Below are 25,505 nucleotides of genomic sequence, written 5' to 3' on the forward strand. Positions count from 1 at the left end.
CAGGTTCCGCCGCGGCACTCCCGGTGCGCGGTCGCCGCCCTCGGATCGACGGCTCGCCGATCGATCGGACACCTCTGTCTCCGTCCCACTCTTCCCGAGGAGAATCGTGTCCCCGCACCGACCCCGCCGTTCCCCCCTGATCGTCCTCGGCCTCGCCGCCGCCGTGCTCGCGGGAGGGGCGATCGCCCCCGCCGCCGCCGCCGCGACGCCGTCCGAGCTGTCCGTCGTCGCCTTCGGCGATTCGATCACCCGAGCCGCCGCGACCTGCGGCACGGAGGAGGACTGCCCGGTCAACTCCTGGTCGACCGGATCCGCGCCCGAGGTCCGCTCCATCGCGACCCGCCTCCAGGAGGTGGCTCCGCAGCGCACGGTCACGACCGAGAACCGCGCGAAGTCCGGCAGCCGCATCGCCGAGGTCTCCGCGGCGGTCACGGCGGCACAGGCGGCCGGGGCCGCTCCGGATGTGGTCACGCTCCTCATCGGCGGCAACGACCTCTGCAGCCCCGACGTCCCGGCCGGGCCGGACGGCTACGCGATGACGCCCGCCGCGGACTTCTCCGCGTCGGCGTCGAGTCTGCTCCGGCAGATCAGCTCGGCCTGGCCCCGGGCGACCGTGCTGCTCGGGTCGGTGCCGGACATCGGGTCCGAGTGGGAGGTCGTCCAGGGCACACCGGGCAAGCTGATCTGGGGACTGTTCAGCATCTGCCGGACCACGCGCGGGGCCAAGGCCGACAACCACGTCCAGAGGGGGGCCGCCTTCGAGGCGGCGGTCGCCGCAGCCGAGGAGCGCACGGATCGGTACAACGAGGCTCTGGCCGCGGCCTGCTCCGCAGCGGGCCCCCAGTGCGTCTGGGACGGCGGTGCTCTCACCAGGACGCCCATCACGAAGGACGTCCTCTCGACGGTCGACTACTTCCACCCGAACGTCGCCGGTCAGGCGCTGGTCGCGAGCGTCCTGTGGGGCCCGGAGGCGGTTCCCGCGTGGGCGGTCCCGCACTCCGCGGGCGCTCCGGCTCCGGCTCCGGCGGACCTCCCGACGCTCGACGAGATCGGCATCGCCGATTCGACCAGTGGCGCCCCTGACGACTCGAGGACCCGGGTCGGCATGCGCGAGAACGTGACCGAGCGCGTGACGCTCGGCCGTCCGGCCGGAGCGCAGCCGTCCGAGGGGAGCCCGTCTCCGGCGGACCTCCAGCAGACCCCCGTCGTTGTCCGCTAGCTCAGGGGAGGCGCACTGATTGTCAGAGTGCGCCAGGTGATCAAACGCCGACAACTGCTCAATGAATGCCAGTCGAGTCGATCCGTGCCACAAGTTGGCGGTCTGCGGAGGAGCGGAAATACCTTTCACCACGAGGTTCCGCCGGCGTCGTCCGCGGACCTCCCCGCGGTCGGTCGACCGCTGGAGCCGACGGTCGAACGACCGTGCTCCGCCCTCCTTCATCACCGTCCTTGAGAAGAGCCATGTCCCTCCGTTCCCGCCTGTCCACCGTCGCTCTCGCGGCACTGCTCCTCGCCGGAGGAGCAGCCGCCCCGTCCGCCACCGCCGCCGAGGCCCCCGCGCTCTCGGTCGCCTCGTTCGGCGACTCGATCACCCGCGCCGCCACCACCTGCGGAGGCCGGGGCGACTGCCCCGTCAACTCTTGGGCCACCGGCTCCGCACCCGCGGTGCACTCGGTCGCCACCCGCCTCCAGGAGCTGAACCCGGGGCGTACCGTCACGTCGACGAACTACGCCAAGTCGGGCAGCCGGATCGCGGGAGTCGCCTCGGCGGTGTCCGCCGCGGCGACCGCCGGGGCCCGGCCCGACGTCGTGACGCTGCTCATCGGCGGCAACGACCTCTGCCACCCCGATCTCCGGGCCGCCGCCGACGGCTACGCGATGACGCCCGCCGACGCGTTCGCCGCGTCCGCGACGAGTGCGCTGCAGCGGATCAGGTCCGCCTGGCCGGAGGCGACAGTCCTCGTCGGGTCGGTCCCGGACGTGGCGTCCGAGTGGGCCGCGGTGCAGACCGGCGCGGGCGCGAGGACCTGGCCGTCGGCCAAGCTGTGCCGGACGACGCGCGGGGCCCTCGCCGACAACGTCGTCCAGACCGGTGACGCCTTCAGCTCCACCGTGGCGGCCGCGGCCGAGCGCACGCGGCAGTACGACGACGCCCTCGCCTCGGCGTGCGCGGCCGAGGGCCCGCACTGCGTCTGGGACGGAGGCGCCCTCAGTCGCACGGAGATCAGCCCCGAGATCGTCTCGAGCGTCGACTCCTTCCACCCGAACGTCCAGGGCCAGGCCCTGATCGCGAGGGTGCTCTGGGGTCCCGAGGCCGTCCCCGCCTGGGCCGCGCGGCTCACCCAGGGCGCTCCGGTCCCCCTGCCGGCGCCGGCGGTCACCGACGCTCCGGTGACGACTCCCGCCCCGGTGACGACTCCCGTCCCGTCGTCGAAGACCACCCCCGCGCCGAAGGCTGCTCCGGCCCCGGCGCGCCGAGCGACGAAGGCCGTGACTCCTGCGCGGCCGGCGACCCCGGCACCCGCAGCGACCCGCGCTCCGTCGCCCGTCAACACTCCGAGCACGACCCCGAGCCGAGGCCTCGCCGGTACGAAGGACACGACCGCGCCGACAGTGCGCATCACCGGCCCGCTCGCCGGCGATTCGGTCTCGGGGAACGTCGCCCTGGCCGCCGTCTCCGACGACGACACCGCCTCGCTCGTCTTCTCGAGCGAGGGTCGCCGCCTCGGTTCGGCGAAGCACGCGGCGAACGGCGGCTGGACGCTGACCGTGTCGACCAGGGGCTTCCCGAAGGGCGAGCACGATCTCGTCGCCACCGCGACCGACCGCTCGGGCAACACGGGGACGAGTGCCCCCGTCGCCGTCACGGTCCGCTGATCCGACCTCGAGCCGCTCCGGCTCGTGACACCACCTCCGGCTCGCCGAAGCACCGCGCTTCCGCGAGCCGGAGGTGTCTCCGCGAACGGGAGCCGCTCGCTCTCGGGCTGGTGCGTGGTCTTGCCAGTCGACCGCCGCCGCGCCATGCTCGTCCCGGGTCGAGTCCCTCGTCCTGCTCCGCTCCGCAGCGGACCACGTCCGGCGCAGCCCGGCCCCGTGCCTGCGCACCGACGCTCCATGAAGGCACCGTCATGCGCGTGCGACCGAACCGCCGCCCCCTCCGCGGCGTCGTCGCCGTCGCGGCCGCCCTGCTGCTCCTCGCGACCGCCGCCGTCCCGGTCGCCGCGGCGGAGCCCGCGACGATCACCGTCCTCGCGCTCGGCGACTCCCTCAGCCAAGGGAGAGCGAGCTGCACGACGAAGGCCGACTGCCCGATCAACTCCTGGTCGACCGGCTCGGCGACCGCCGTCCGCTCGATCGGCACCCGTCTCCACGAGACCGCTCCGAGCAGCACGGTCCGCACGGCCAACTACTCGAAGTCCGGCAGCAGGATCCGGGGCGTCGCGGCGATGGTCACGACGGCGGCGGCGGAGGGCGCGTCCCCCGACGTGGTGACCCTCATGATCGGCGGCAACGACCTCTGCCACGGCGACCTCTACCCGGCGGCCGACGGCTACACCATGACGACCGCCGCGGCGTTCTCGACCTCCGCCTCGAGCCTGCTGCAGCAGATCGGCCGCACCTGGCCGACCGCGACGATCCTGCTCGGCTCGGTTCCGGACGTCGCGTCGGAGTGGGCGGGACTGCGCGGGGGACCGGCCGAGCCCGTGTGGGTGGCGAGCAAGCTGTGCCGGACGACCCGCGGAGTCACGGACACCGGAGGCGTTCTCACCGGCGCGGCCCAGACCGCCTCGGTCGCGGCGGCGGCGCAGCGCACCGTGCAGTACGACGACGCGCTGGCGTCGGCGTGCGCGGCGGTCGGACCGCGGTGCGTCTGGGACGGCAGCGCCTTCACCGCGACGCCGCTCACCCCCGACATCGTGTCGACCCTGGACTGGTTCCACCCGAACGTGCGCGGTCAAGCTCTGATCGCGGACGTGCTCTGGGGTCCCGAGCGGGTCCCGGCGTGGGCCGCGCGCTTCGCCGCTCCGGCGCCCACGCCGCTCCCGACGACGACTCCGGAGCCGACCGCAACGTCGACTCCTGAGCCGACCGTGATCCCGACTCCCGAGCCGACGGCGACGCCGACTCCCGAGCCGACCGGCGGCCCTGCTCCGACGGGCACGCCGGTTCCGGAGACCACTCCCACGGCCACAGCGCCCGCGGACCCCGGCACCACCTCCGCGCCGACTCCGCAGCCGACTCCCTCCGCGTCGTCGCCTGCCACGCCCGCGCCGACTCCCTCCGCGACGCCGACGCCGACGCCGGTGCCGACTCCGACTCCCTCGTCCACTCCGGCTCCGTCGCCGGCGGCGACAACGACTCCTCCGGCGACGACCGCACCCACGGCGACTCCGCCACCGAGCAGCACGCCGACGCCGACCCGGACGCCGGCCGCGACCGCCACGCCCACTCGCACGCCGACGCCGACGCCGACACGCACGCCGTCCGCGACGCCGACGCCGACCAGCACGCCGTCGGCGACGCCGACTCGCACACCCTCCCCCTCTCCGACGCCGACTCCGGTCCGCGACACGACCGCCCCCGTCGCGCGCATCACCAGCCCGGCCGCGGGCAGCACCGTCGTGGGAACCGTCACTCTGGTCGCCGTGTCCGACCCGGACACCGCGTCCCTCGTCTTCTGGACCGGCAGGACCCGCATCGGCGCCGCCAAGCAGGCCGCGGACGGCAGCTGGACGCTCACGGTCTCGACGGCCGGATTCACGAAGGGGTCGCATCCGGTCACCGCCAAGCCGGTCGATCGCGCGGGCAACACATCGACGAGCGCCGCGGTCACCGTCACCGTCCGCTGACCAGCGGGGGCCGCCGTCAGGCGCCCGGAGGACCACGGCGGTCCTCGTGAGAGCGGTGCAGGGCGCACCGAAGGATTCGACCCGTGCCGCGCCTCACCTATGGGGGGAGCAGGCCGGTCGTGAGGCGGTATCGCGGTGCTGCACCGTCGGCCAGGCTCTGAGCAGCCGGCACCGCCGGAGTGGCCGGGCTCCCTGAGCGGCACTTCTCCGGGCGGATCCGGCGGTTCCCCTCCCCGTCCCCCGGTCGCCCGATCGACGGAGCCCGTGGCCCCCGCCTCGCTCCCCGATCGCGGCACCACGTCGCCCCACGAGAGCAGAGTCATGCCCCCGCGCCCGGCCCGCCGTTCCCCCCTGTCCGTCCTCCTCCTGATCGTGCTCCTCCTCGTCGGCGCGGCCGCGGTACCCGCCGCGGCCGCCGAGCCGGCCCCCACCCTGTCGGTCGTCTCCTTCGGCGACTCGATCACCCGCGGCGCGTCGAGCTGCGGCACCCGCGCCGACTGCCCGGTCAACTCCTGGTCGACCGGGACCGCGAGCGCGGTCCGCTCGATCGCCACCCGCCTCCAGGAGGTGAACCCGGGCAGCGTCGTCACCACGGCGAACTACGCCAAGTCGGGGAGCCGGATCAATGCCGTCGCCTCGACCGTGACCGCCGCCGCCTCGGCCGGCGCGGACCCCGACGTCGTGACCCTCCTCGTGGGCGGCAACGACCTCTGCCACCCCGACCTCACCGGCGCCGCCGACGGGTACGCGATGACTCCGGCCGCGTCCTTCAGTGCGTCGGCGTCGAGCCTGCTGCGCCAGATCGGCTCGACCTGGCCCGAGGCGACCGTCCTCGTCGGCTCGATGCCGGACATCGCCTCCGAGTGGGCGGGCCTGCGCGGGGGACCGGCCGAGGCGGGCTGGCCGGCGAACCGGCTCTGCCGCACGACCCGCGGGGCGACGGCGGACAACGTCGTCCAGACCGGTGACGCCTACGCCGCGGCGGTCACCGCAGCCGCGCAGCGCACCGGGCAGTTCAACGACGCCCTCGCCGCGGCCTGCTCCGCCGTCGGCTCCCGCTGCGTCTGGGACGACGGCGCCTTCACCGCCGCCACCGTCTCGCCCGACATCGTGTCCACCGTCGACTACTTCCACCCCAACGCCCGCGGCCAGGCCCTGATCGCCGACCTCCTCTGGGGACCCGAGGCCGTGCCCGACTGGGCGGCGCCCGAGCCGATGTCGACGCCCGTGCCGTCCGCGCCGCCGACCGCTGCGCCGTCGAGCGTTCCGACGCCCAGCGCCTCCCCGGCACCGACAGCCGTCCCCGAGCCGTCCGATCCCGCCGCGACCCCGACCGCGACCCCGACCGCGACCCCCACCCCGACGGCCTCTCCGACCACCCCTCCGACTCCGTCGCCGACCACCACTCCGACTCCGTCGCCGTCCGCGACTGCTGCGCCGACCGTGACGCCGACGCCGACGCCGACGCCGACGCCGACTGCGACTCCGACCGCGACCGCGACGCCGATCGCCACCCCGAGTCCGACTGCAACCGCGACTCCGACCGCTGCTGCGTCCCCGACTCCGACTCCGACTCCGACCGCGACTCCGACCGCGACTCCGACTGCGTCTTCGAGCCCGACTCCGACTGCGTCTTCGAGCCCGACGCGCACGCCGACGCCGACTCCGGCCCGAGACACGGCTGCACCGTCCTCGCGCATCACCAGCCCGACAGCGGGCAGCACCGTCGTCGGAACGGTCACCCTCGTCGCGGTCGCGGACGCCGACACCACGTCCCTGGTCTTCTGGACGGGCAGCACCCGGATCGGGACGGCGAAGAAGGCGGCCGACGGCACCTGGAAGCTGACCGTCTCCACCAAGGGCTTCCCCAAGGGCGAGCACCAGGTCGTGGCGAAGGCGTCCGACGCCGCGGGCAACACCGCATCGAGCGCCCCGGTCGCCGTCACCGTCCGCTGATCGAGTAGCCCTCGCAGAGGGCGTATCGAGATCCATCCCTGCTGAGGACGGTGGGTCTCGATACGCCGCTAAGCGGCTACTCGACCAGCAAGGGGAAGCCGCCCGATCGAGGTTCGCCAGCGCATGCTGATCGAGTAGCCCTCGCAGAGGGCGTATCGAGATCCACCGCGCTGAGGACGGTGGGTCTCGATACGCCGCTGCGCGGCTACTCGACCAGCAAAGGGGAGGAAGTAATCGGAGGGGCTGACGAGAATCGAACTCGCATCATCTGTTTGGAAGACAGAGGCTTTACCACTAAGCTACAGCCCCGAAATCGGCAGTCCGGAGAACCCGCCGCGGGCCGCCCTCTCGGGCGGGGCCCGTCGTCTCGACCGGGCACCAGGACACTGTAGTACACGAGGCGAAGCGGCGGCGACGCCGACCCGCGAAGCCGCCCCCGCGCGCCTGTTCCGGCCGCAGGAGTGCGGTGCAGTACACTTGCGAAGGCCATTTCGGCGTGTCGCGCCAGTGACCGTGCAGGAAGGGCTCGACGAGAGTCCTCATCGGCACGGTGCACCGGCCCGCGCAACCGGGGCGTAGCTCAGCTTGGCTAGAGCGCCCGCTTTGGGAGCGGGAGGTCGCAGGTTCGAATCCTGTCGCCCCGACCACGAGTACTCATCGTGACGACATCGACCCGTGACGACCGGTCACACGGCGCCGACACCAACCAGCACAGGAGATCCCCTCACGTGAAGACCACGGTAGAAAAGCTGAGCCCGACCCGCGTCAAGCTCGCGATTTCGGTCACCCCGGACGAGCTCGGCCCCAGCATCACCCACGCCTACGGCCACATCGCCGAGCAGATCAACGTCCCCGGCTTCCGCAAGGGCAAGGTCCCGCCGGCGATCGTCGACCAGCGGGTCGGCAAGGCCGCCGTCCTCGAGCACGCCGTCAACGAGGGGCTCGACGGCTTCTACCGCGAGGCCGTCCGCGAGACCGAGGTGCGCCCCCTGGGCCGCCCGCAGGCCGACATCGTCGCCTGGCCGAGCGACAAGGACTTCACCGGCGACCTCGAGCTCGCCATCGAGGTCGACGTCCGCCCCGAGATCACCGTCCCGGCCTACGACGGCCTCGAGCTGACGGTCGACGCGGCCGAGGTGACCGACGCCGACGTCGACGCCGAGCTCGACAAGCTCCGCAGCCGCTTCGGCACGCTCGTCACCGTCGATCGCCCCGCGACGACCGGCGACTTCGCGCAGATCGACCTCATCGCGACCATCGACGGCGTCGAGGTCGACACGGCCAACGCCATCTCCTACGAGCTCGGCTCGGGTGAGCTGATCGAGGGCATCGACGAGGCGCTCGACTCGCTCACCGCGGGGGAGAGCACCACGTTCACCGCTCCGCTGCTCGGTGGCGACCACGCCGGCCAGCAGGCCGAGATCGCCGTGACGCTCACCGCCGTCAAGGAGCGCGAGCTCCCCGACGCCGACGACGACTTCGCGCAGATCGCCAGCGAGTTCGACACCATCGCCGAGCTGCGCGACTCGCTCAAGGAGCAGGCCGCCCAGCAGAAGACCTTCGGTCAGGGCGGCCAGGCGCGCGAGAAGGTCGTCGAGGCCCTCCTCGGCCTCGTCGAGGTCCCCGTCCCCGCCGCGCTCGTCGAGGACGAGGTGCACCGCCACCTCGAGGGCGAGAACCGCCTCGAGGACGCCGAGCACCGCGCCGAGGTCACCGAGGCGAGCGAGAAGACCTTCAAGACCCAGATCCTTCTCGACCACGTCGTCGAGCAGGAGAAGGTCCAGGTCAGCCAGGACGAGCTCACGCAGTACCTGATCCAGGGTGCGGCGCAGTACGGCATGGAGCCGAACGAGTTCATCAAGATCCTCTCCGAGAACAACCAGATCGGCCAGATGGTCGGCGAGGTCGCCCGCAACAAGGCGCTCGCCATCGTCCTGGGCAAGGCGAAGGTCACCGACACCGAGGGCAACGCCGTCGACCTGACCGCGTTCACCGCCGTGCCCGGCGACGACGCGGACGAGACCGCCGACGACACCGACGCCGCGACCGACGAGGTCGACGCGCCCGCTGCCGAGGCCGTCGAGGAGGCCGTCGTCGAGGAGGCCCCCGCCGCCGCCGAGGCGCCCGCCGAGGAGGAGGCCGCTCCGGCCCCCAAGAAGAAGCGCGCCCCCGCGAAGAAGAAGGCTCCGGCCGCCGAGGAGACCCCGGCCGCCGAGTAGTCCTCGACGCGAGAACGACAGGAGCCGCTCCCGGATCACCGGGGGCGGCTCTCGTCGTCCCGGCCCGCGTCCCGCCGCGGTCCGGCCCGCCGCTCGCATGCGTCACGCCCACCGCCCGCCCGCCGCCCCGCCGCAGTCCGCCCCGGGCGAACACCGGCCGCTCCGGCTCCGCCCCCGGCGAACACGGCCGGGTCGCCCGGGTGCCGTCCGATAGATTCGCCTCCGAAGCGACAACTGAAACGGAGCGACACATGGCCGATATGGCGATGCCCAACAGTGTTTTCGACCGCCTTCTCAAGGACCGGATCATCTGGCTCGGTTCTGAGGTGCGCGACGAGAATGCGAACGAGATCGCAGCGAAGCTCCTGCTCCTCGCGGCCGAGGACGCCGAGAAGGACATCTTCCTGTACATCAACTCGCCCGGCGGCTCGATCACCGCGGGAATGGCGATCTACGACACGATGCAGTTCGTCCCGAACGACATCGTGACGGTCGGCATCGGAATGGCGGCGTCCATGGGTCAGCTCCTGCTCACCGCGGGGACCCAGGGCAAGCGCTACATCACGCCGAACGCCCGCGTCCTGCTGCACCAGCCGCACGGCGGGTTCGGCGGCACCGCGTCCGACATCCAGACCCAGGCGCAGCTGATCCTCGACATGAAGAAGCGCCTCGCCGAGATCACCGCGAAGGCGACCGGCAAGACCGTCGAGCAGGTCAACGAGGACGGCGACCGCGACCGCTGGTTCAGCGCCGAGGAGGCCCTGGCCTACGGCTTCGTCGACCACATCCGCTCGTCGGCGACCGACGTCGCCGGCGGCGGCGGAACCGCCACCGACAGCTGAGTACCCCGACGCGCCGAGAGATCAGGAAGAGACAATGAACACACCCACCTTCGGCGGGACGGCCTTCGGCTCCGGAGCCGCGCCCTCCTCCCGCTACATCCTCCCCACGTTCGAGGAGCGCACGGCCTACGGCTACAAGCGCCAGGACCCCTACGCGAAGCTCTTCGAGGACCGCATCATCTTCCTCGGCGTGCAGGTCGACGACGCGTCCGCGGACGACATCATGGCCCAGCTCCTCGTGCTCGAGAGCCAGGACCCGGACCGCGACATCGTGATGTACATCAACTCGCCCGGTGGCTCCTTCACCGCGATGACGGCGATCTACGACACCATGCAGTACATCCGCCCGCACATCCAGACCGTCGTCCTCGGTCAGGCCGCATCGGCCGCAGCGGTGCTCACCGCGGCGGGCACGCCCGGCAAGCGCCTGGCGCTGCCGAACGCGCGCATCCTGATCCACCAGCCGGCGGTGCAGCAGGGCGGTGGCCAGGCCTCGGACATCGAGATCCAGGCCGCCGAGATCATGCGCATGCGCGAGTGGCTCGAGAAGACGCTGTCCTTCCACTCCAACCGCTCCCCGGAGCAGGTCAAGAAGGACATCGACCGCGACAAGATCCTCGGCGCCGACGACGCGCTCGAGTACGGACTGATCGACCAGATCCTGACCAGCCGCAAGGGCGTTCCCGCCCTCACGGTCTGATCTCGGGAGACCGACCGATCGTCGAAGGGCCGGGAGGCGGAGCGATCCGCCGCCCGGCCCTTCCGCGTGCCGGCGGGCGGATCCGCGCCGCCGGACCGTAGCAAACCGACACGGACGGGGCAATGGTCCGCCGATCCGGCTCGCCTGCCGAGCCCCCTCGGCTCAGCGGCTAGGCTCGGTCCTGAGTTCGGCGGTTCCGCATGACCGCCCTCTGCGAGACGCTCGACGGCACCGCCGCCCGAGAGCACCGACGCACGACAAGGAAGTGGGGCATCCCCGTGGCACGTATTGGCGAAAGCGCCGACCTGCTGAAGTGCTCGTTCTGCGGCAAGAGCCAGAAGCAGGTGCAGCAGCTCATCGCCGGTCCCGGCGTCTACATCTGCGACGAGTGCGTCGAGCTGTGCAACGAGATCATCGAGGAGCGCCTCTCCGAGTCGAGCGAGGAGACGAGCCACGAATTCGACCTCCCGAAGCCGAAGGAGATCTACGGCTTCCTCGAGGAGTACGTGATCGGCCAGGAGCAGGCCAAGCGAGCCCTCGCCGTCGCGGTCTACAACCACTACAAGCGCGTGCGGGTGCGCAACACCATCACCGCCGCGGACGCGATCCACGACGAGATCGAGATCGCCAAGAGCAACATCCTGCTGATCGGCCCGACCGGCTGCGGCAAGACCTACCTCGCGCAGACGCTGGCCAAGCGGTTGAACGTGCCCTTCGCCGTGGCCGACGCGACGGCGCTGACCGAGGCGGGCTACGTCGGCGAGGACGTCGAGAACATCCTGCTCAAGCTGATCCAGGCCGCGGACTACGACGTCAAGCGTGCCGAGACCGGCATCATCTACATCGACGAGGTCGACAAGATCGCCCGCAAGGCCGAGAACCCGTCGATCACCCGCGACGTCTCGGGCGAGGGCGTGCAGCAGGCACTGCTGAAGATCCTCGAGGGCACCGTCGCCTCCGTGCCCCCGCAGGGCGGCCGGAAGCACCCGCACCAGGAGTTCATTCAGATCGACACGACGAACGTGCTGTTCATCGTGGCCGGCGCCTTCGCCGGGCTGGAGGACATCATCTCCTCGCGTGCCGGCAAGCGCGGCATCGGCTTCGGCGCCCCGCTGCACAACAAGCAGGACGAGATCAACATCTTCAGCGAGGTGCTCCCGGAGGACCTGCACAAGTTCGGGCTCATCCCCGAGTTCATCGGCCGCCTCCCGGTGGTCACCACGGTCACGCAGCTCGACCAGGTCGCGCTGATGCAGATCCTGACCGAGCCGCGCAACGCGCTGGTCAAGCAGTACCAGCGGATGTTCGAGATCGACGGGGTCGAGCTCGAGTTCGACCGCGGCGCCCTCGAGGCGATCGCCGATCTCGCCGTGCTGCGCCAGACCGGCGCCCGCGGCCTCCGCGCCATCCTCGAGGAGGTGCTCGGCCCGATCATGTTCGAGGTGCCGTCCTCCGACGAGGTCGCCCGCGTGGTCGTCACCCGCGCCGCGGTGCTGGACAACGCCGCGCCGACCATCGTGCCGCACGCTCCGCGCCGCCAGGAGAAGAGCGCCTGAGTCGCCTCCGCCGGGCCGTCGCGTGACCAGTTCGCGCTGATTGGCCCGGCGTTCGCGCGCCCGGGCGTGACGCGGTTCCCTACTCTGGCGGAGCGCGTCGCCGATGCGTCCGCCGGCCCAGCGCTCGGCCGGGTCAGCGACCGGAGGCACCCTCATCGTCCAGCCGCTCCTCGCCGGGATCGTCGCCGCGCTCACCGGCTTCTCCAGCTCCTTCGCGATCGTCCTCGCGGGCGTCGTCGCCGTCGGCGCCACCGATGCTCAGGCCGCGTCGGGCCTGCTCGCGGTCTGCGTGCTGCAGGGCGCGCTCTGCATCGCGCTGAGTGTGCGCTACCGGGTGCCGATGACCTTCGCCTGGAGCACTCCGGGCGCCGCGCTGCTCGCCGCCACCGCGACCCTGCCCGGGGGCTTCGACCGCGCGGTCGGCGCGTTCCTCGTCGCCTCAGCGCTGATCGTAGTGACGGGTCTCTGGCCGGCGCTCGGGAGGCTCGTGGCGCGCATCCCGCGGCCGCTCGCCAACGCGATGCTCGCCGGCATCCTGTTCCCGCTCGTGCTGGCGCCCGTGCGGGCGGCGGTCGAGATCCCGCAGCTCGCGCTGCCGGTGATCGCGCTCTGGCTGATCCTGCTCCGCCTCCTGCCGCGCTGGGCGGTGCCGGCGGCGATCGCGCTCGCGATCGTGCTGCTGCTCGTCACGGACGGCGCCGCCCTCGCGGGGGCGCCGCTGCTGCCGGTCCCCGAGTTCGTCGCGCCGGTCTTCGAGATCGGCGCGATGGTCGGCATCGGCCTGCCGCTCTACGTCGTCACGATGGCGGGGCAGAACATCCCCGGCATCGCGGTGCTCTCGAGCTTCGGCTTCGAGGCGCACTCCCGTCCGGCGATCGTCTCGAGCGGCCTCGCCTCCGGCGTCTCGGCGGTGTTCGGGGGAGTGCCGGTCAACTACGCGGCACTGAGCGCAGCTCTCACCGCCGGTCCGGAGGCCTCGCCGCAGCCGGAGCGTCGGTGGATCGCCTCGGTCTCGGCGGGAGCGTCCTATCTGGTGCTCGGCGCGGTCGCAGGAGCGGCCGCGGCACTCGTCTCCTCCGCCAGTCCGCTGCTGATCGAGGCGGTCGCCGGGCTGGCGCTGCTCGGCGTGTTCGTCTCGTCGGTGCAGGCCGCGGTCGAGGACGCGCGACTGCGCCTCCCGGCCGCAGCGACCCTGCTCGTCACCGCGTCCGGCATCGCGGTCGCGGGGATCGGCTCCGCGTTCTGGGGCCTCGTGGTGGGGCTGGTCGTGCTCGCCTGGCTGCACCCGCGTCGGGTGGCCCGCCACTCCTGACCCCTGGGACGCGCCCTCGGATCAGGCGAGTCCGCGACGCCGCAGCAGGGGCTCCGTGCGCGCGTCGCGCCCGCGGAACTCCCGGTAGGCGACGAGCGGGTCGCGCGAGCCGCCGATCTCGAGGATCCGCCGCCGGAACCGCTCGCCCGCCGCGCGGTCGAGTGCGCCGTTCTCCTCGAACCACTCGACGGTGTCGGCATCGAGGATCTCGCTCCATATGTAGGAGTAGTAGCCCGCGGAGTAGCCGCCCGAGAAGACGTGCTTGAAGTAGGTGCTGCGGTAGCGCGGCGGGATCGCGGAGTCCAGCAGGCCGGCGGCCTCCAGCGCGCGCGTCTCGAACTCCACGACGTCGGCACGGTCGGCTGAGTCCGGCGTCTCGTGCCAGGCGAGGTCGAGCAGAGCGGCGGCGAGGTACTCCGTCGTCGCGAAGCCCTCGCCCCAGAGCGCCGCCGCCTCGAGCTGCTCGACGACGGCGGCCGGCAGCGGCTCGCCGGTCTCGACGTGCCGGGCGTAGACGGGCAGCAGCTCCGGGTGCCGGATCCACATCTCGTTGACCTGGCTCGGGAACTCGACGAAGTCGCGGAAGACGCTCGTCCCGCCGAAGCGCGGGTAGCGCGTGGTCGCGAAGAGGCCGTGCAGAGCGTGCCCGAACTCGTGGAAGAGGGTCTCGACCTCGTCGAGGCTGAGCAGCGCCGGCTCCCCGTCCCCGGGCGCCGAGATGTTCAGCGTGTTCACGACGACGGCGGAGTCGCCGAGCAGCGTCGTCCGGGTCCTGAGCGAGTTCATCCAGGCGCCGCCGCGCTTCGAGTCGCGCGTGAACGGGTCGAAGAGGAACAGACCGAGCGGGGTGCCGTCCTCCTCCGCGACCTCGAAGACGCGCACGTGCGCGCTGTGCCCGACCAGGTCGGGCCGCTCCGCGAACCGGACGCCGTAGAGCCCGGTGGCGGCGGCGAAGACGCCCTCGCGCAGGACGCGCTCGAGCTCGAAGTAGGGGCGGAGCGCGCTGGAGTCGACGGCGTAGCGGGCGGTGCGGACGCGCTCCTCGTAGAAGGCGCGGTCCCAGGCCTCGAGCGTGAAGCGCGGCCGTCCTGCGGCGTCCTCTTCCCTGTCGGCCTGCTGCTGCATCTGCGCGAGCTCGGCGCGGGCGTTGCGGGCGGCGGGGATCGCGAGCTCCTCGAGGAGGGCGCGGACGCGCTCGGGTGTGCCGGCCGTCTGGCCCGAGATCACGAACGCGGCGTGCGAGGAGTGGCCCAGGAGTGCGGCGCGCTCGGCGCGCAGGGCGACGATGTCGAGCAGGACCTCCCGGTTGTCGTGCGGTCCGCTCTGCCCGGCGCGGCCGAGGGAGGCGCGCAGGATCCGCTCGCGGACGGAGCGATCGCGCAGGCGGGCGAGCCACGGGTGCCCGGAGTAGAGCGGCAGCGTCACGAGGTAGCCGTCGGCACCACGGTCCGCGGCGGCGCGGGCGGCGGCGGAGATCTCGGAGGCGTCGAGTCCGTCGAGCTCCTCGGCGCGCTCCAGCAGCACGGCCCGCTCGTTGGTATCGGCGAGCAGGTTCTTGTCGAACCGGGTGGTCAGGCTCGACAGCCGCTCGTTCAGGGCGCTGAGCCGGGTCTTGCCGGCGTCGTCGAGGAGGGCGCCGGCGCGCTCGAAGCGCAGGAGGACGCGCTCGAGCAGATAAGCGGTCTCGTCGTCCAGGTCGAGTGCCGCCTCTTGGTCGGCGAGCGAGCGCACCCGAGCGTAGAGGCGCGGGTCGAGGGTGATCGCGTCGTCGTGCGCGGAGAGCAGGGGAGCGAGCTCCTCCTCCACAGCGTCGGTGAGCGGCGTGCGATCGGAGGCGCCGACGGTGAAGAAGACCGCACTGACCCGGCGCAGCTCCCGCCCGGAGCGCTCGAGCGCCACCAGCGTGTTCTCGACCGTTGGCTCGTCGGGGGAGGAGGCGATCGCCTCGATCTCGGCCCGGTGGCGGCGCAGCGCCTCGTCGAAGGCCGGGCGGTACGCCTCCGGCTCGACCGCCGCGAAGTCGGGCAGCCCGTGCGGCAGCCCGCTCGGCTCGATCAGGACGGCGACGGCGGCGGAAGTGCTCATCCAGCGAGCCTAGGGGCGCCGCCGCTGCGCGCTGCATCCGCAGTCCCACCCTGCTGGAGACGGTGGGTCTCGATACGCCGCTGCGCGGCTACTCGACCAGCATGGAACGTCATGCTGATCGAGTAGCCCGCGCAGCGGGCCACCCATGCTGATCGAGTAGCGCGCGCAGCGCGCGTATCGAGATCGACGCCGTCAGCGGCTCAGCCCCAGTCGTCGTCCTCGCCCTCGACGCGGCCCTGCGGCTGGGTGATGTAGGCGGCGTCCTCGTCCGGGCGGTAGGTGATGGTGGTGCCGTCGTCGAGCTCGAGCACGGGCTTGCCCTCGAGCCAGGTCAGCGTCCAGCGCCAGGCGGAGCTGTCCGTGCCGGCGGAGGCGAGCTCGCCCTCCACATCCCGGACGGCGGTGACGACGATCTCGGGCAGGGTGGACGGCGTGTCTCCGCCGACCGGCCAGCGCGTTCCGAGCTGCATGGGTGTTCCTCTCGAGAGAAGGGAAGGGGAGCGGACCGTGGCCCGCTCCCCGGGGGATCAGGCGGTCGGCTCGGTCTCGAGCTCGATCTGCACGGCCAGCGCGTCGCCCTCGGCGAAGTCGAGCGCCGCGATCCGGCCGACGGCCGCGAGGTCGCCCGCGGCGAGCCGCAGCGACGCCACCAGCTCGGCCGGTGCGGTGACGACGGCGGAGCGGGCCGGCGTCTTCTGCGAGGCCTTCGCGTCGGTCTTCGCCCGGCGGATCGCGGTCAGCACGGTGCTGGCCGCGCTGAGAACGGCCGGGTCGCCGCCGAGAGCGGCCTGCTCCGGCCAGGGCTGCACGTGCACCGAGCCGTCGTGCGACCAGGACCAGGTCTCCTCGACCGCGAACGGGATGAACGGCGCGAACAGCCGCTGCAGCACGTCGAGCGCGCGGTGCAGGGCGGCGGCCGCGGAGGCCCCGTCCTCGCCGTAGGCGCGCTCCTTCACCAGCTCCAGGTAGTCGTCGCAGAACGTCCAGAAGAACGCCTCTGTGGTCTCGAGCGCCCGGGCGTGGTCGTAGTTCTCCAGCGCGGTCGTGGCGTCCGCCACCACACCGTCGAGCGCGGCGAGCATGCTCAGGTCGAGCGGGTCGCTGACCGTCGCGCCCTCCGGCAGCGGGAAGCCGTGGATGAACTTCGCCGCGTTCAGCACCTTGATCGCCAGGCGGCGGCCGATCTTGATCTGCGTCGGGTTCTGCGGGTCGAACGCCGCGTCCGTGCCCAGGCGCGAGGAGGCCGCCCAGTAGCGCACCGCGTCCGAGCCGTGCTGCTCGAGCATTCCGGCCGGCGTGACGACGTTGCCCTTCGACTTCGACATCTTCTTGCGGTCGGGGTCGACGATGAAGCCGGAGACCGTCGCGGTGCTCCACGGCGCGCGGCCGTCCTCGAGCTGCGAGCGCAGCAGCGTCGAGAAGAGCCAGGTGCGGATGATGTCCTGGCCCTGGGGGCGGAGGTCGTAGGGCGCCACGAGCTGCCAGAGCTCGTCGTCGCGCTCCCAGCCGCCGGCGAGCTGCGGGGTGAGCGAGGAGGTCGCCCAGGTGTCCATCACGTCGAGCTCGCCCTGGAAGCCGCCGGCCATGCCGCGCTGGTCCTCCGAGTAGCCGGGGGCGGCGTCCGAGGACGGGTCGACGGGCAGCGCCGACTCATCGGGCACGATCGGCGCGTCGAAGACCGGGTTGCCGTCGCCGTCGAGCGGGTACCAGACCGGGATCGGCACGCCGAAGAAGCGCTGGCGCGAGATCAGCCAGTCGCCGGCGAGGCCGTTCACCCAGTTCTCGTAGCGGACGCGCATGAACTCGGGCACGAACCGCACGTCGCGGCCGAGCTCGAGCAGGCGCTCCTTGAGCGCCGCGTCGCGGGCGCCGTTGACGATGTACCACTGCCGGGTCGAGACGATCTCGAGCGGCTTGTCGCCCTTCTCGAAGAACTTCACCGGGTGCACGATCGGGCGGGGCTCGCCGACCATCTCGCCCGACTCGGTGAGCAGCGCGACCACGGTCTGCTTCGCGGAGAACACGGTCTTGCCGGCGAGCTGCGCGTACGCGGCCCGGCCGGCCTCGCTCTCGATGGCGGCGGGCGCCTCGGAGATCAGGCGGCCGTCGAAGCCGATGACCGCGCGGTTGGGCAGGTCGAGCTCGCGCCACCAGACGACGTCGGTCAGGTCGCCGAAGGTGCAGATCATCGCGATGCCCGAGCCCTTGTCCTTCTGCGCGAGGTGGTGCGCGAGCACCGGCACCTCGACGTCGAAGAGCGGGGTGCGCACGGTCGTGCCGAAGAGCGCCTGGTAGCGCTCGTCGTCCGGGTGCGCCACGAGCGCGACGCAGGCGGGCAGCAGCTCGGGGCGGGTCGTCTCGATGAAGACGTCCTCCGCGCCGTCGCGGTGGAAGCCGATGCGGTGGTAGGCGCCGGGCTGGTCCTTGTCCTCCAGCTCGGCCTGCGCGACCGCGGTCCGGAAGGTGATGTCCCAGAGGGTCGGCGCCTGCGCCTGGTAGGCCTCGCCGCGCGCCAGGTTGCGGAGGAAGGCGCGCTGGGAGGCGGCCTGCGACTCTTCGCCGATGGTGCGATAGGTCTGCGTCCAGTCGACCGAGAGGCCGAGGGTGCGCCAGAGGTCCTCGAACTGCTTCTCGTCCTCGACGGTGAGGCGCTCGCACAGCTCGATGAAGTTGCGGCGCGAGATCGGCTTCTGGTCGGTCGCCTTGCTGCTCTTGTTGTCGCCGCCCTCGAACGGCGGCACGAAGTCCGGCGTGTAGGGCAGGGTCGGGTCGCAGCGGACGCCGTAGTAGTTCTGCACCCGGCGCTCGGTCGGCAGGCCGTTGTCGTCCCAGCCCATCGGGTAGAAGACGCTCTTGCCGCGCATGCGCTGGAAGCGCGCGACGACGTCGGTGTGCGTGTAGGAGAAGACGTGCCCGATGTGCAGCGAGCCGGAGGCGGTCGGCGGCGGGGTGTCGATCGAGTAGACGTCCGCGCGGGAGAGGCCGGTGCGATCGAACCGGTAGGTGCCGTCCGTCTGCCAGACGAGGCCCCACTTGCTCTCGAGACCCTCGAGGGCGGGCTTGGCGGGGAGGCGGTCGGCGACGGTCATGGTTCTCCGGTTCGATATGGGCGGCACCGCGTCGGTGGTGATGATGCCTGGGTGGGGGCTCTCGGAGCGTGTCGCTCACCGGCCGCGACGATCCTACCGCGGGGCCGGGAAGCCGGGACGGGCGGGCGCGGTCAGCCGACGACGGGCGCGAAACCGCGGCAGACCGGCGTCAGCGCCTCGTCGAGGTAGGGCACCAGCTCGCCGCGGGTCGGCCCCGCGGCCGCCCAGGCCTGCACGGCGGCGACCGCCGCCCCGACGCTCGCGTAGGCGACGGCGTGCGCCACGTGGGCCGGCAGCGGACGCCCGGCGCGGGCGCGCACGAATGCCGCGACGATCGCCGCCTGCCGAGCGAGCCGCGAGAGAGCCGACGCCTGAAGCTCGTGCACGCTGCCGATCAGCTCGGTCTGGGTCAGCGCCCACGGCACGCTCGACGGACCGAAGCCCGCGCCGACCGCGAGCAGCGCGCCGCGCAGAGCGTCCATCGTCGACGCGTCCGGGGAGGCCGCGTCGAGCGCCGCCGGCAGCTCGGCCAGCCGGTCGTCGACCAGCACCCAGAAGACGTCGCTCTTCGAGGCGAAGTAGTTGAAGAAGGTGTTGCGCGAGACGCCGGCGCGCTGGGCGATCTGCTCGACCGTCGTGCCCGCGTAGCTCTGCTCGACGAAGAGATCGAGAGCCGCGTCCTCGAGCATGGAGCGCGACGACGCCCGCGGCCGTCCGCGACCCGCTCCCGCTGTCCGCGCCATGACCGCCTCCGCCCCTGTCCGGCGACCGCCGACGCGCTAGGATAACGGCTGGACGACTTCGACCCGGCCATCACCGGTGAGTCTCCGGAAGAACAGCCCGGCCCCGGCCGCGGCCCAGTAGACCCGGACGGGTACGGCCCGTGACAGCCGATCGAGTGGGAGCGACCAGGGAGAGCCCGTGAGGGCCGGTCCTGGGCGGTTCAAGCGAGGTGGTACCGCGACCCAGCCCGGGGTCTGAGATCCGGGCGGGCCGTCCTCGTGCAGACCAGCAGCACTGCCAGGAGACCGCACGTGACCTACCCCCTGACCCCGCCCACCCCCCTTGATGCCTCGAGCGCCGGAGACGACGCGAGCACCGGCGTCCCCACGAGCACCGGCTCCGCCTTCGGCCGCGGCGTCCCCGCGTCGCCGCGGTTCCCGCAGATCGAGGAGAAGGTCCTCGCCTACTGGAAGGCCGACGACACCTTCCAGGAGTCGATCCGCTCCCGCGAGGGCGCCCAGGAGTGGGTCTTCTACGACGGCCCGCCCTTCGCCAACGGCCTGCCGCACTACGGGCACCTGCTGACCGGCTACGCCAAGGACGTCTTCCCCCGCTTCCAGACGATGCGCGGCAAGCAGGTGCACCGCCGCTTCGGCTGGGACACCCACGGCCTCCCCGCCGAGCTCGAGGCGGAGCGGCAGCTCGGCATCACCGACAAGTCGCAGATCGAGGAGATGGGCGTCGCCGCGTTCAACGCCGCCGCCAAGGAGTCGGTGCTGCGCTACACGGGGGAGTGGCAGGACTACGTCACCCGCCAGGCGCGCTGGGTCGACTTCGACAACGACTACAAGACCCTCGACCCCACCTTCATGGAGTCCGTGATCTGGGCCTTCAAGCGGCTCTACGACAAGGGCCTCGCCTACGAGGGCCACCGCGTGCTGCCCTACTGCTGGCGCGACCAGACGCCGCTCTCGAACCACGAGCTGCGGATGGACGACGACGTCTACAAGATGCGCCAGGACCAGACGGTCACGGTCACCTTCCCGCTCGTCGGCGAGACGGCCGAGGCGCTGAACCTCACCGCCGTCCGCGCCCTCGCCTGGACGACGACCCCGTGGACCCTGCCCACCAACGCCGCGCTCGCCGTCGGCCCCGACATCGAGTACGCCGTGCTGGCGGCCGGCCCGAACGGCGCCGCCGACGGCAAGGGCGAGCCGGAGGAGCGCGAGCTCTCGGCCGAGTACCTCCTCGCCATCGACCAGGTCGGCGCCTACGCCAAGGACCTCGGCTACGAGGACGCGGAGTCGGCGCTGGCCGCGGTCTCGCGCACGCACCGCGGCAGCGAGCTCGAGGGCATCAGCTACGACCGCCTCTGGGACCACTACGCCGACACCGAGCAGTGGGGCACGCAGAACGCGTGGCGCATCCTCGTCGCCGACTACGTGACCACCAGCGAGGGCACCGGCATCGTGCACCAGGCGCCGGCCTACGGCGAGGACGACCAGAAGGTCTGCGAGGCGGCGGGGATCCCCGTCATCATCTCCGTCGACGACGGCGGTCGCTTCCTGCCGCAGATCAGCGAGGTCGCCGGCCTGCAGGTCTTCGAGGCCAACAAGCCGCTGACGCAGCTGCTCAAGGCGCAGCACCGCCTGCTCCGCCAGGCCAGCTACGAGCACAGCTACCCGCACTGCTGGCGCTGCCGCAACCCGCTGATCTACAAGGCCGTCTCGAGCTGGTTCGTCCGCGTCACCGCGATCCGCGACCGGATGGAGGAGCTGAACCAGGAGATCACCTGGGTGCCCGAGAACGTCAAGGACGGCCAGTTCGGCAAGTGGCTCTCCGGAGCGCGCGACTGGTCGATCAGCCGCAACCGCTACTTCGGCTCGCCGATCCCGGTCTGGAAGAGCGACGACCCCGACCACCCGCGCATCGACGTCTACGGCTCGCTCGACGAGCTCGAGCGCGACTTCGGCGTGCGTCCGGAGGACCTGCACCGTCCGTACATCGACGAGCTCACCCGCCCGAACCCCGACGACCCGACCGGCCGCTCGACGATGCGCCGCATCAGCGACGTGCTCGACGTCTGGTTCGACTCCGGCTCGATGCCGTTCGCGCAGGTGCACTACCCGTTCGAGAACTCCGACTGGTTCGACTCGCACAACCCGGCCGACTTCATCGTCGAGTACATCGGGCAGACCCGAGGCTGGTTCTACACGCTGCACGTGCTCTCGACCGCGCTCTTCGACCGCCCGGCCTTCCGCAACGTCGTCAGCCACGGCATCGTCCTCGGCAACGACGGGCAGAAGATGTCCAAGTCGCTGCGCAACTACCCGGACGTCGCCGAGGTCTTCGACCGCGACGGCTCCGACGCCATGCGCTGGTTCCTGATGTCGAGCCCGGTGCTGCGCGGCGGCAACCTCGTCGTCACCGAGGAGGGGATCCGCGAGGGCGTGCGCCAGGTGCTGCTGCCGCTCTGGAACACCTGGTACTTCTTCTCGCTCTACGCGAACGCCTCCGTCGACGCCGCGGGCGAGGGCTACAGCGCGACCCGCCGCACCGACTCCGAGGATGTGCTCGACCGCTATCTGCTGGCCAAGACGCACGACCTGATCGAGACCGTCACCGGCCACCTCGAGGCGCTCGACTCGACCCTCGCGGCGGCGGCGCTCCGCGACTTCGCCGACGTGCTGACCAACTGGTACGTCCGCCGCTCGCGCGACCGCTTCTGGCAGGGCGTCGACACCGAGGGCCGCGGCACGGAGGCGTTCGACACGCTCTTCACCGTGCTCGAGACCGTCTGCCGGGTCGCCGCGCCGCTGCTCCCGCTGATGACCGAGGAGATCTGGCAGGGCCTGACCGGCGGCCGGAGCGTGCACCTGGCCGACTGGCCGGACGCCGCCGAGTTCCCGGTCGACGAGTCGCTCGTGCACGCGATGGACGCCGTCCGCGGCATCTCGTCCACGGCACTGTCGCTGCGCAAGCAGGCCGGCCTCCGGGTCCGCCTGCCGCTCGCGCGGCTCACGGTCGTCGTCGACGACGCCGCCGAGCTGGCGCCGTTCGAGGCGATCCTGCGCGACGAGCTGAACGTCAAGGAGGTGTCGCTGGTCCCGCTGGTCGAGTCGAGCGCCGCCGACTACGGCGTCACCTCGCGCCTCTCCGTCAACGCGCGCGCCGCGGGCCCCCGCCTCGGCAAGGGCGTGCAGACCGTCATCAAGGCCGCGAAGGCCGGCGACTGGAGCGAGACCGACGGCGTCGTCACCGCCGGCGGCGTCGAGCTGGTCGAGGGCGAGTACGAGCTGACCCTGGAGGTCGGCGGTTCGGGAGCCGACGACCGCGCGATCGCGCTGCTGCCGCGCGGCGGCTTCGTGCTGCTCGACACGGCGACCACGCCGGAGCTGGAGGCCGAGGGCCTGGCCCGCGACCTGATCCGCGCCGTTCAGGACGCCCGCAAGGCCGCCGGCTTCGAGGTCAGCGACCGCATCGAGCTCGAGATCGTCCTCGACGAGATGAGCATGGCGGCCCTCGAGCCGCACGCGCTCTGGATCGCCGAGGAGACCCTCGCGACCGGCTTCGGGTTCGCCGCGCTCACCACTGCGCTGGAGGGCGGCGAGGGTGCGATCACCTTCGGGCCCGCCGGCACCGCCATCATCCGCGTCGAGAAGGTGGAGGCCTCCGATGTCTGACAAGGACCGCTACTCCGAGGAGGACGCCCGGCTCGCGCGTGAGGCGGCCGACGCCGTCTACGCGAAACTGCTGAAGCGGCTCGGCGAGGCGAGCCCCCGCCCGCGGCTCGCGCCGACGCGGCGGGCCGTCGACTACATGGGCGACCCGCAGCAGGCCTACCCCGTCATCCAGGTCGCCGGCACCAACGGCAAGACCTCGATCAGCCGGATGATCGAGAGCCTGCTCCGCGCCCACGGGCTGCGGGTCGGCCTCTTCACCAGCCCCCACCTCGAGCGCTTCAACGAGCGGATCGTCATCGACGGCGCGCCGATCTCCGACCTCAGCCTCGCCACGAACTGGCTCGACGTCGAGCCCTACCTCACCATGACCGACGCCGAGCTCGTCGGCCGGGGCGAGAGCACGCTCTCGTTCTTCGAGGCTCTCACCGTGCTGGCCTACGCGGCCTTCGCGGACGCTCCGGTCGACGTCGCGGTCATCGAGGTCGGCATGGGCGGCGAGTGGGACTCTACGAACGTCGCGGACGCGCAGGTCGCGGTCTTCACGCCGATCGCGCTCGACCACACCCGGCAGCTCGGAGCGACGATCGAGGAGATCGCCCGCACCAAGTCCGGCATCGTGAAGCCCGCGGCCGCCGTGGTGTCGGCGAAGCAGACCCCGGAGGCGGAGGCGGTGCTGCGACAGGCGGCCGAGCTGACCGAGTCGACGATCGTGTTCGAGGGCGCCGACTTCGACGTCGAGTCGACCACGGTCGCCGTAGGCGGCCAGCTCGTCTCCGTCCGCGGTCTCGTCACCGGCTACGAGCAGCTTCTGCTGCCGTTCTTCGGCGACCACCAGGCCGAGAACGCGGCGGTCGCGATCGCCGCGGTCGAGACGTTCCTCGGCGGCGGCACGCAGGAGCTGACCGGGAACGTCCTCGACGAGGGCTTCGCCGCGGCGACCTCGCCCGGCCGCCTCCAGATCGTCGGCCAGTCGCCGCGCACGGTCGTCGATGCGGCGCACAACCCGCACGGCGCGGCCTCCCTCGCCGCCGCGATCGAGCGCTACTTCGACTTCGACCGCGTCACCGCGGTCCTCGGCGTCCTCGCCGAGAAGGACGCGGAGGGCATCCTGCGCGCGCTCCGGCCGGTCGTCGACGAGCTCATCGTCACGACCGCCCCGAGCGAGCGCGGAGTCCCGGCCGAGGAGCTCGCCGAGCTGGCCCGCACCGTGTTCCCCGCGGAGTCGGTCCGCGTCGCCGAGGATCCGGACGGCGCGCTCACCGCCGGCCGCCTCCTCGCCGCCCGCACGGACAAGGGCGCCCTGCTCGTGACCGGATCGATCACCCTCGTCGGACGGACGATGACGGTCGCGCGCGACGAGAACTGGCTCGGCGCGTGAGGGCCGGCCGCTCGCGCCGGAATCGGACGGTCCGCGAGAGCCTCGGCTCGATCGTCCTCGGCTTCGAGGCCGTCATCGTCTTCCTCGCCACGCTCGTCGCCTTCGGGCTGAAGGCCGCCGACCCGGTGATCGTCCTCGTCGGGGGAGCGGTCGTCTGCCTCGCCCTCGTCGCGACGCTCGGCCTGCTCAACCGGCCGGCCGGCTTCCGGATCGGCTGGGTCCTCCAGTTCGTTATCGTGGCCACCGGTGTCCTGGTGCCGATCATGTTCGTCATCGGCGCGGCGTTCGTCGCCCTGTGGACCTACTGCATGGTCACCGGCACCAAGCTCGACACCCAGGACCGCCGCGCGGCGGACGGGCCCACCGACCCCACCCCCACCTAAGGAGACCGCTGAACCATGGCCATCCAGGAGACCCTCGTCCTCGTCAAGCCCGACGGCGTCGCCCGCAACCTCACCGGCGAGATCCTCCGCCGCATCGAGGCGAAGGGCTATTCGCTCGTCGACATCAAGCTCGTCGAGGCCGACCGCGAGCTGCTCGCCGCCCACTACGCCGAGCACGAGGGCAAGCCGTTCTACGAGCCCCTCGTCGAGTTCATGGAGAGCGGCCCCATCGTCGCCCTCCGCATCGCCGGCGACCGCGTCATCGAGGGCTTCCGCTCCCTCGCCGGCACGACCGACCCCACCACCGCCGCTCCCGGCACCATCCGCGGCGACCTCGGCCGCGACTGGGGCCTCAAGGTCCAGCAGAACCTCGTGCACGGCAGCGACGGTGTCGAATCCGCGGAACGCGAGCTCTCGCTCTGGTTCGCCTGAGAGGCCAACCTCCGCGAGAGCTCGCGCTCCGCGGTGTTTCGCGGTAATCCGCGAAACCGCGGTCGGCTCTAGGAGGCGGGCGCGTTCCGCAGAGCGTCCTGCGCTCGGCGACGGGAAAGCGCTGACACGCGCTTTCCCGGATGCGCCTCCGAGGCGGTCGCCCGCGTGCTCAGGTCCTTCGGCGAGAGCTGCCCGGGCGGGCTGGTCCTCTTAGGTGGGGACGGGGGCGCACATGCTGATCGAGTAGCCCGCGCAGCGGGCGTATCGAGATCCACCGGGGTCAGCAGGCGGGTCTGC

17 protein-coding genes and 2 tRNA genes are annotated in these 25,505 nt (G+C 72.1%); 14 read left to right on the forward strand and 5 right to left on the reverse strand.

Annotated features, from left to right (window positions below; translation table 11 throughout):
• The first annotated feature begins 106 nt into the window (after positions 1–106).
• From EDF22_RS07045 to EDF22_RS07070, 4 genes are all read left to right on the forward strand, one after another.
• Complete coding sequence (locus EDF22_RS07045) at positions 107–1,219, forward strand: GDSL-type esterase/lipase family protein (RefSeq protein ID WP_185038785.1); 1,113 nt, start codon at positions 107–109, stop codon at positions 1,217–1,219.
• Between the two features lie 242 nt (positions 1,220–1,461).
• Positions 1,462–2,877 carry a GDSL-type esterase/lipase family protein gene (locus tag EDF22_RS07050; protein WP_185038787.1) on the forward strand — a complete coding sequence of 472 codons (1,416 nt, stop codon included), beginning with the start codon at positions 1,462–1,464 and terminating at the stop codon, positions 2,875–2,877.
• Positions 2,878–3,128: 251 nt separating this feature from the next.
• The gene (locus EDF22_RS20765) at positions 3,129–4,850 is read left to right on the forward strand and encodes an SGNH/GDSL hydrolase family protein (RefSeq protein ID WP_185038789.1); all 1,722 of its coding nucleotides are present in this window, start codon (positions 3,129–3,131) and stop codon (positions 4,848–4,850) included.
• Between the two features lie 321 nt (positions 4,851–5,171).
• Positions 5,172–6,806, forward strand: a complete 1,635-nt coding sequence (locus EDF22_RS07070) for a GDSL-type esterase/lipase family protein (RefSeq protein WP_123703495.1) — start codon at positions 5,172–5,174, stop codon at positions 6,804–6,806.
• 238 nt (positions 6,807–7,044) lie between these two features.
• Here EDF22_RS07070 and EDF22_RS07075 read toward each other — a convergent pair.
• A tRNA-Gly gene (locus EDF22_RS07075) sits at positions 7,045–7,115 on the reverse strand.
• A 260-nt stretch (positions 7,116–7,375) separates the two neighbouring features.
• On the opposite strand from EDF22_RS07075, the gene EDF22_RS07080 reads away from it, so the two are divergent.
• From EDF22_RS07080 to EDF22_RS07105, 6 genes are all read left to right on the forward strand, one after another.
• Positions 7,376–7,453: transfer RNA gene (locus EDF22_RS07080), tRNA-Pro, on the forward strand.
• An 81-nt stretch (positions 7,454–7,534) separates the two neighbouring features.
• On the forward strand, positions 7,535–9,025 hold the full coding sequence (gene tig / locus EDF22_RS07085; protein WP_123703497.1) for a trigger factor: 1,491 nt from the start codon (positions 7,535–7,537) through the stop codon (positions 9,023–9,025).
• Positions 9,026–9,225: 200 nt separating this feature from the next.
• Entirely contained in the window at positions 9,226–9,867 is a 642-nt protein-coding gene (locus EDF22_RS07090) for an ATP-dependent Clp protease proteolytic subunit (RefSeq protein ID WP_260300538.1), read from the forward strand.
• 34 nt (positions 9,868–9,901) lie between these two features.
• Positions 9,902–10,567, forward strand: a complete 666-nt coding sequence (locus tag EDF22_RS07095; RefSeq protein ID WP_123445811.1) for an ATP-dependent Clp protease proteolytic subunit — start codon at positions 9,902–9,904, stop codon at positions 10,565–10,567.
• A 278-nt stretch (positions 10,568–10,845) separates the two neighbouring features.
• Positions 10,846–12,123, forward strand: coding sequence for an ATP-dependent Clp protease ATP-binding subunit ClpX (gene clpX / locus EDF22_RS07100; protein ID WP_123445812.1), 1,278 nt, complete (start codon positions 10,846–10,848; stop codon positions 12,121–12,123).
• Between the two features lie 103 nt (positions 12,124–12,226).
• A complete protein-coding gene (locus tag EDF22_RS07105; RefSeq protein WP_123703499.1) occupies positions 12,227–13,435 on the forward strand; it encodes a benzoate/H(+) symporter BenE family transporter in 1,209 nt (402 codons plus the stop codon).
• Between the two features lie 21 nt (positions 13,436–13,456).
• On the opposite strand, the gene EDF22_RS07110 is transcribed toward EDF22_RS07105, so the two are convergent.
• The 4 genes from EDF22_RS07110 to EDF22_RS07125 all read right to left on the reverse strand — a co-directional run bounded on the left by EDF22_RS07110 (position 13,457) and on the right by EDF22_RS07125 (position 19,298).
• Positions 13,457–15,520 (reverse strand): M3 family metallopeptidase, encoded by a 2,064-nt coding sequence (locus tag EDF22_RS07110; protein ID WP_123703501.1) that lies wholly within the window; start codon positions 15,518–15,520, stop codon positions 13,457–13,459.
• Between the two features lie 200 nt (positions 15,521–15,720).
• Complete coding sequence (locus tag EDF22_RS07115) at positions 15,721–15,990, reverse strand: hypothetical protein (RefSeq protein WP_123703503.1); 270 nt, start codon at positions 15,988–15,990, stop codon at positions 15,721–15,723.
• Positions 15,991–16,047: 57 nt separating this feature from the next.
• On the reverse strand, positions 16,048–18,609 hold the full coding sequence (gene valS, locus EDF22_RS07120; RefSeq protein ID WP_123703505.1) for a valine--tRNA ligase: 2,562 nt from the start codon (positions 18,607–18,609) through the stop codon (positions 16,048–16,050).
• A gap of 131 nt (positions 18,610–18,740) precedes the next feature.
• A complete protein-coding gene (locus EDF22_RS07125) occupies positions 18,741–19,298 on the reverse strand; it encodes a TetR/AcrR family transcriptional regulator (protein ID WP_260303331.1) in 558 nt (185 codons plus the stop codon).
• Between the two features lie 477 nt (positions 19,299–19,775).
• On the opposite strand from EDF22_RS07125, the gene ileS reads away from it, so the two are divergent.
• The 4 genes from ileS to ndk are packed head-to-tail and all read left to right on the forward strand — an operon-like array spanning position 19,776 to position 25,208.
• Positions 19,776–23,015 (forward strand): isoleucine--tRNA ligase, encoded by a 3,240-nt coding sequence (gene ileS / locus EDF22_RS07130; protein WP_397460152.1) that lies wholly within the window; start codon positions 19,776–19,778, stop codon positions 23,013–23,015.
• Positions 23,008–24,393, forward strand: coding sequence for a folylpolyglutamate synthase/dihydrofolate synthase family protein (locus EDF22_RS07135; protein WP_123703509.1), 1,386 nt, complete (start codon positions 23,008–23,010; stop codon positions 24,391–24,393). The genes ileS and EDF22_RS07135 overlap by 8 nt, the downstream gene beginning before the upstream one ends.
• Entirely contained in the window at positions 24,390–24,776 is a 387-nt protein-coding gene (locus EDF22_RS07140) for a DUF4233 domain-containing protein (protein WP_260303332.1), read from the forward strand. Before EDF22_RS07135 ends, EDF22_RS07140 begins: the two co-directional genes overlap by 4 nt.
• Positions 24,777–24,791: 15 nt before the next feature.
• Positions 24,792–25,208 (forward strand): nucleoside-diphosphate kinase, encoded by a 417-nt coding sequence (gene ndk, locus EDF22_RS07145; RefSeq protein WP_123703511.1) that lies wholly within the window; start codon positions 24,792–24,794, stop codon positions 25,206–25,208.
• The last annotated feature ends 297 nt before the right edge of the window (positions 25,209–25,505 follow it).

The sequence above is a fragment of the Rathayibacter sp. PhB127 genome (assembly GCF_003751665.1).
GTDB lineage: Bacteria > Actinomycetota > Actinomycetes > Actinomycetales > Microbacteriaceae > Rathayibacter > Rathayibacter festucae.

What these genes read in the sequence shown, in the direction of transcription:
- EDF22_RS07050 (WP_185038787.1), top strand. Translation starts at nt 1,462, where the DNA reads ATGTCCCTCCGTTCCCGCCTGTCCACCGTCGCTCTCGCGGCACTGCTC.
- EDF22_RS20765 (WP_185038789.1), top strand. Translation starts at nt 3,129, where the DNA reads ATGCGCGTGCGACCGAACCGCCGCCCCCTCCGCGGCGTCGTCGCCGTC.
- EDF22_RS07070 (WP_123703495.1), top strand. Translation starts at nt 5,172, where the DNA reads ATGCCCCCGCGCCCGGCCCGCCGTTCCCCCCTGTCCGTCCTCCTCCTG.
- EDF22_RS07095 (WP_123445811.1), top strand. Translation starts at nt 9,902, where the DNA reads ATGAACACACCCACCTTCGGCGGGACGGCCTTCGGCTCCGGAGCCGCG.
- EDF22_RS07105 (WP_123703499.1), top strand. Translation starts at nt 12,227, where the DNA reads ATGCGTCCGCCGGCCCAGCGCTCGGCCGGGTCAGCGACCGGAGGCACC.
- EDF22_RS07110 (WP_123703501.1), bottom strand. Translation starts at nt 15,520, where the DNA reads ATGAGCACTTCCGCCGCCGTCGCCGTCCTGATCGAGCCGAGCGGGCTG.
- EDF22_RS07115 (WP_123703503.1), bottom strand. Translation starts at nt 15,990, where the DNA reads ATGCAGCTCGGAACGCGCTGGCCGGTCGGCGGAGACACGCCGTCCACC.
- valS (WP_123703505.1), bottom strand. Translation starts at nt 18,609, where the DNA reads ATGACCGTCGCCGACCGCCTCCCCGCCAAGCCCGCCCTCGAGGGTCTC.
- EDF22_RS07125 (WP_260303331.1), bottom strand. Translation starts at nt 19,298, where the DNA reads ATGCTCGAGGACGCGGCTCTCGATCTCTTCGTCGAGCAGAGCTACGCG.
- EDF22_RS07135 (WP_123703509.1), top strand. Translation starts at nt 23,008, where the DNA reads ATGTCTGACAAGGACCGCTACTCCGAGGAGGACGCCCGGCTCGCGCGT.
- ndk (WP_123703511.1), top strand. Translation starts at nt 24,792, where the DNA reads ATGGCCATCCAGGAGACCCTCGTCCTCGTCAAGCCCGACGGCGTCGCC.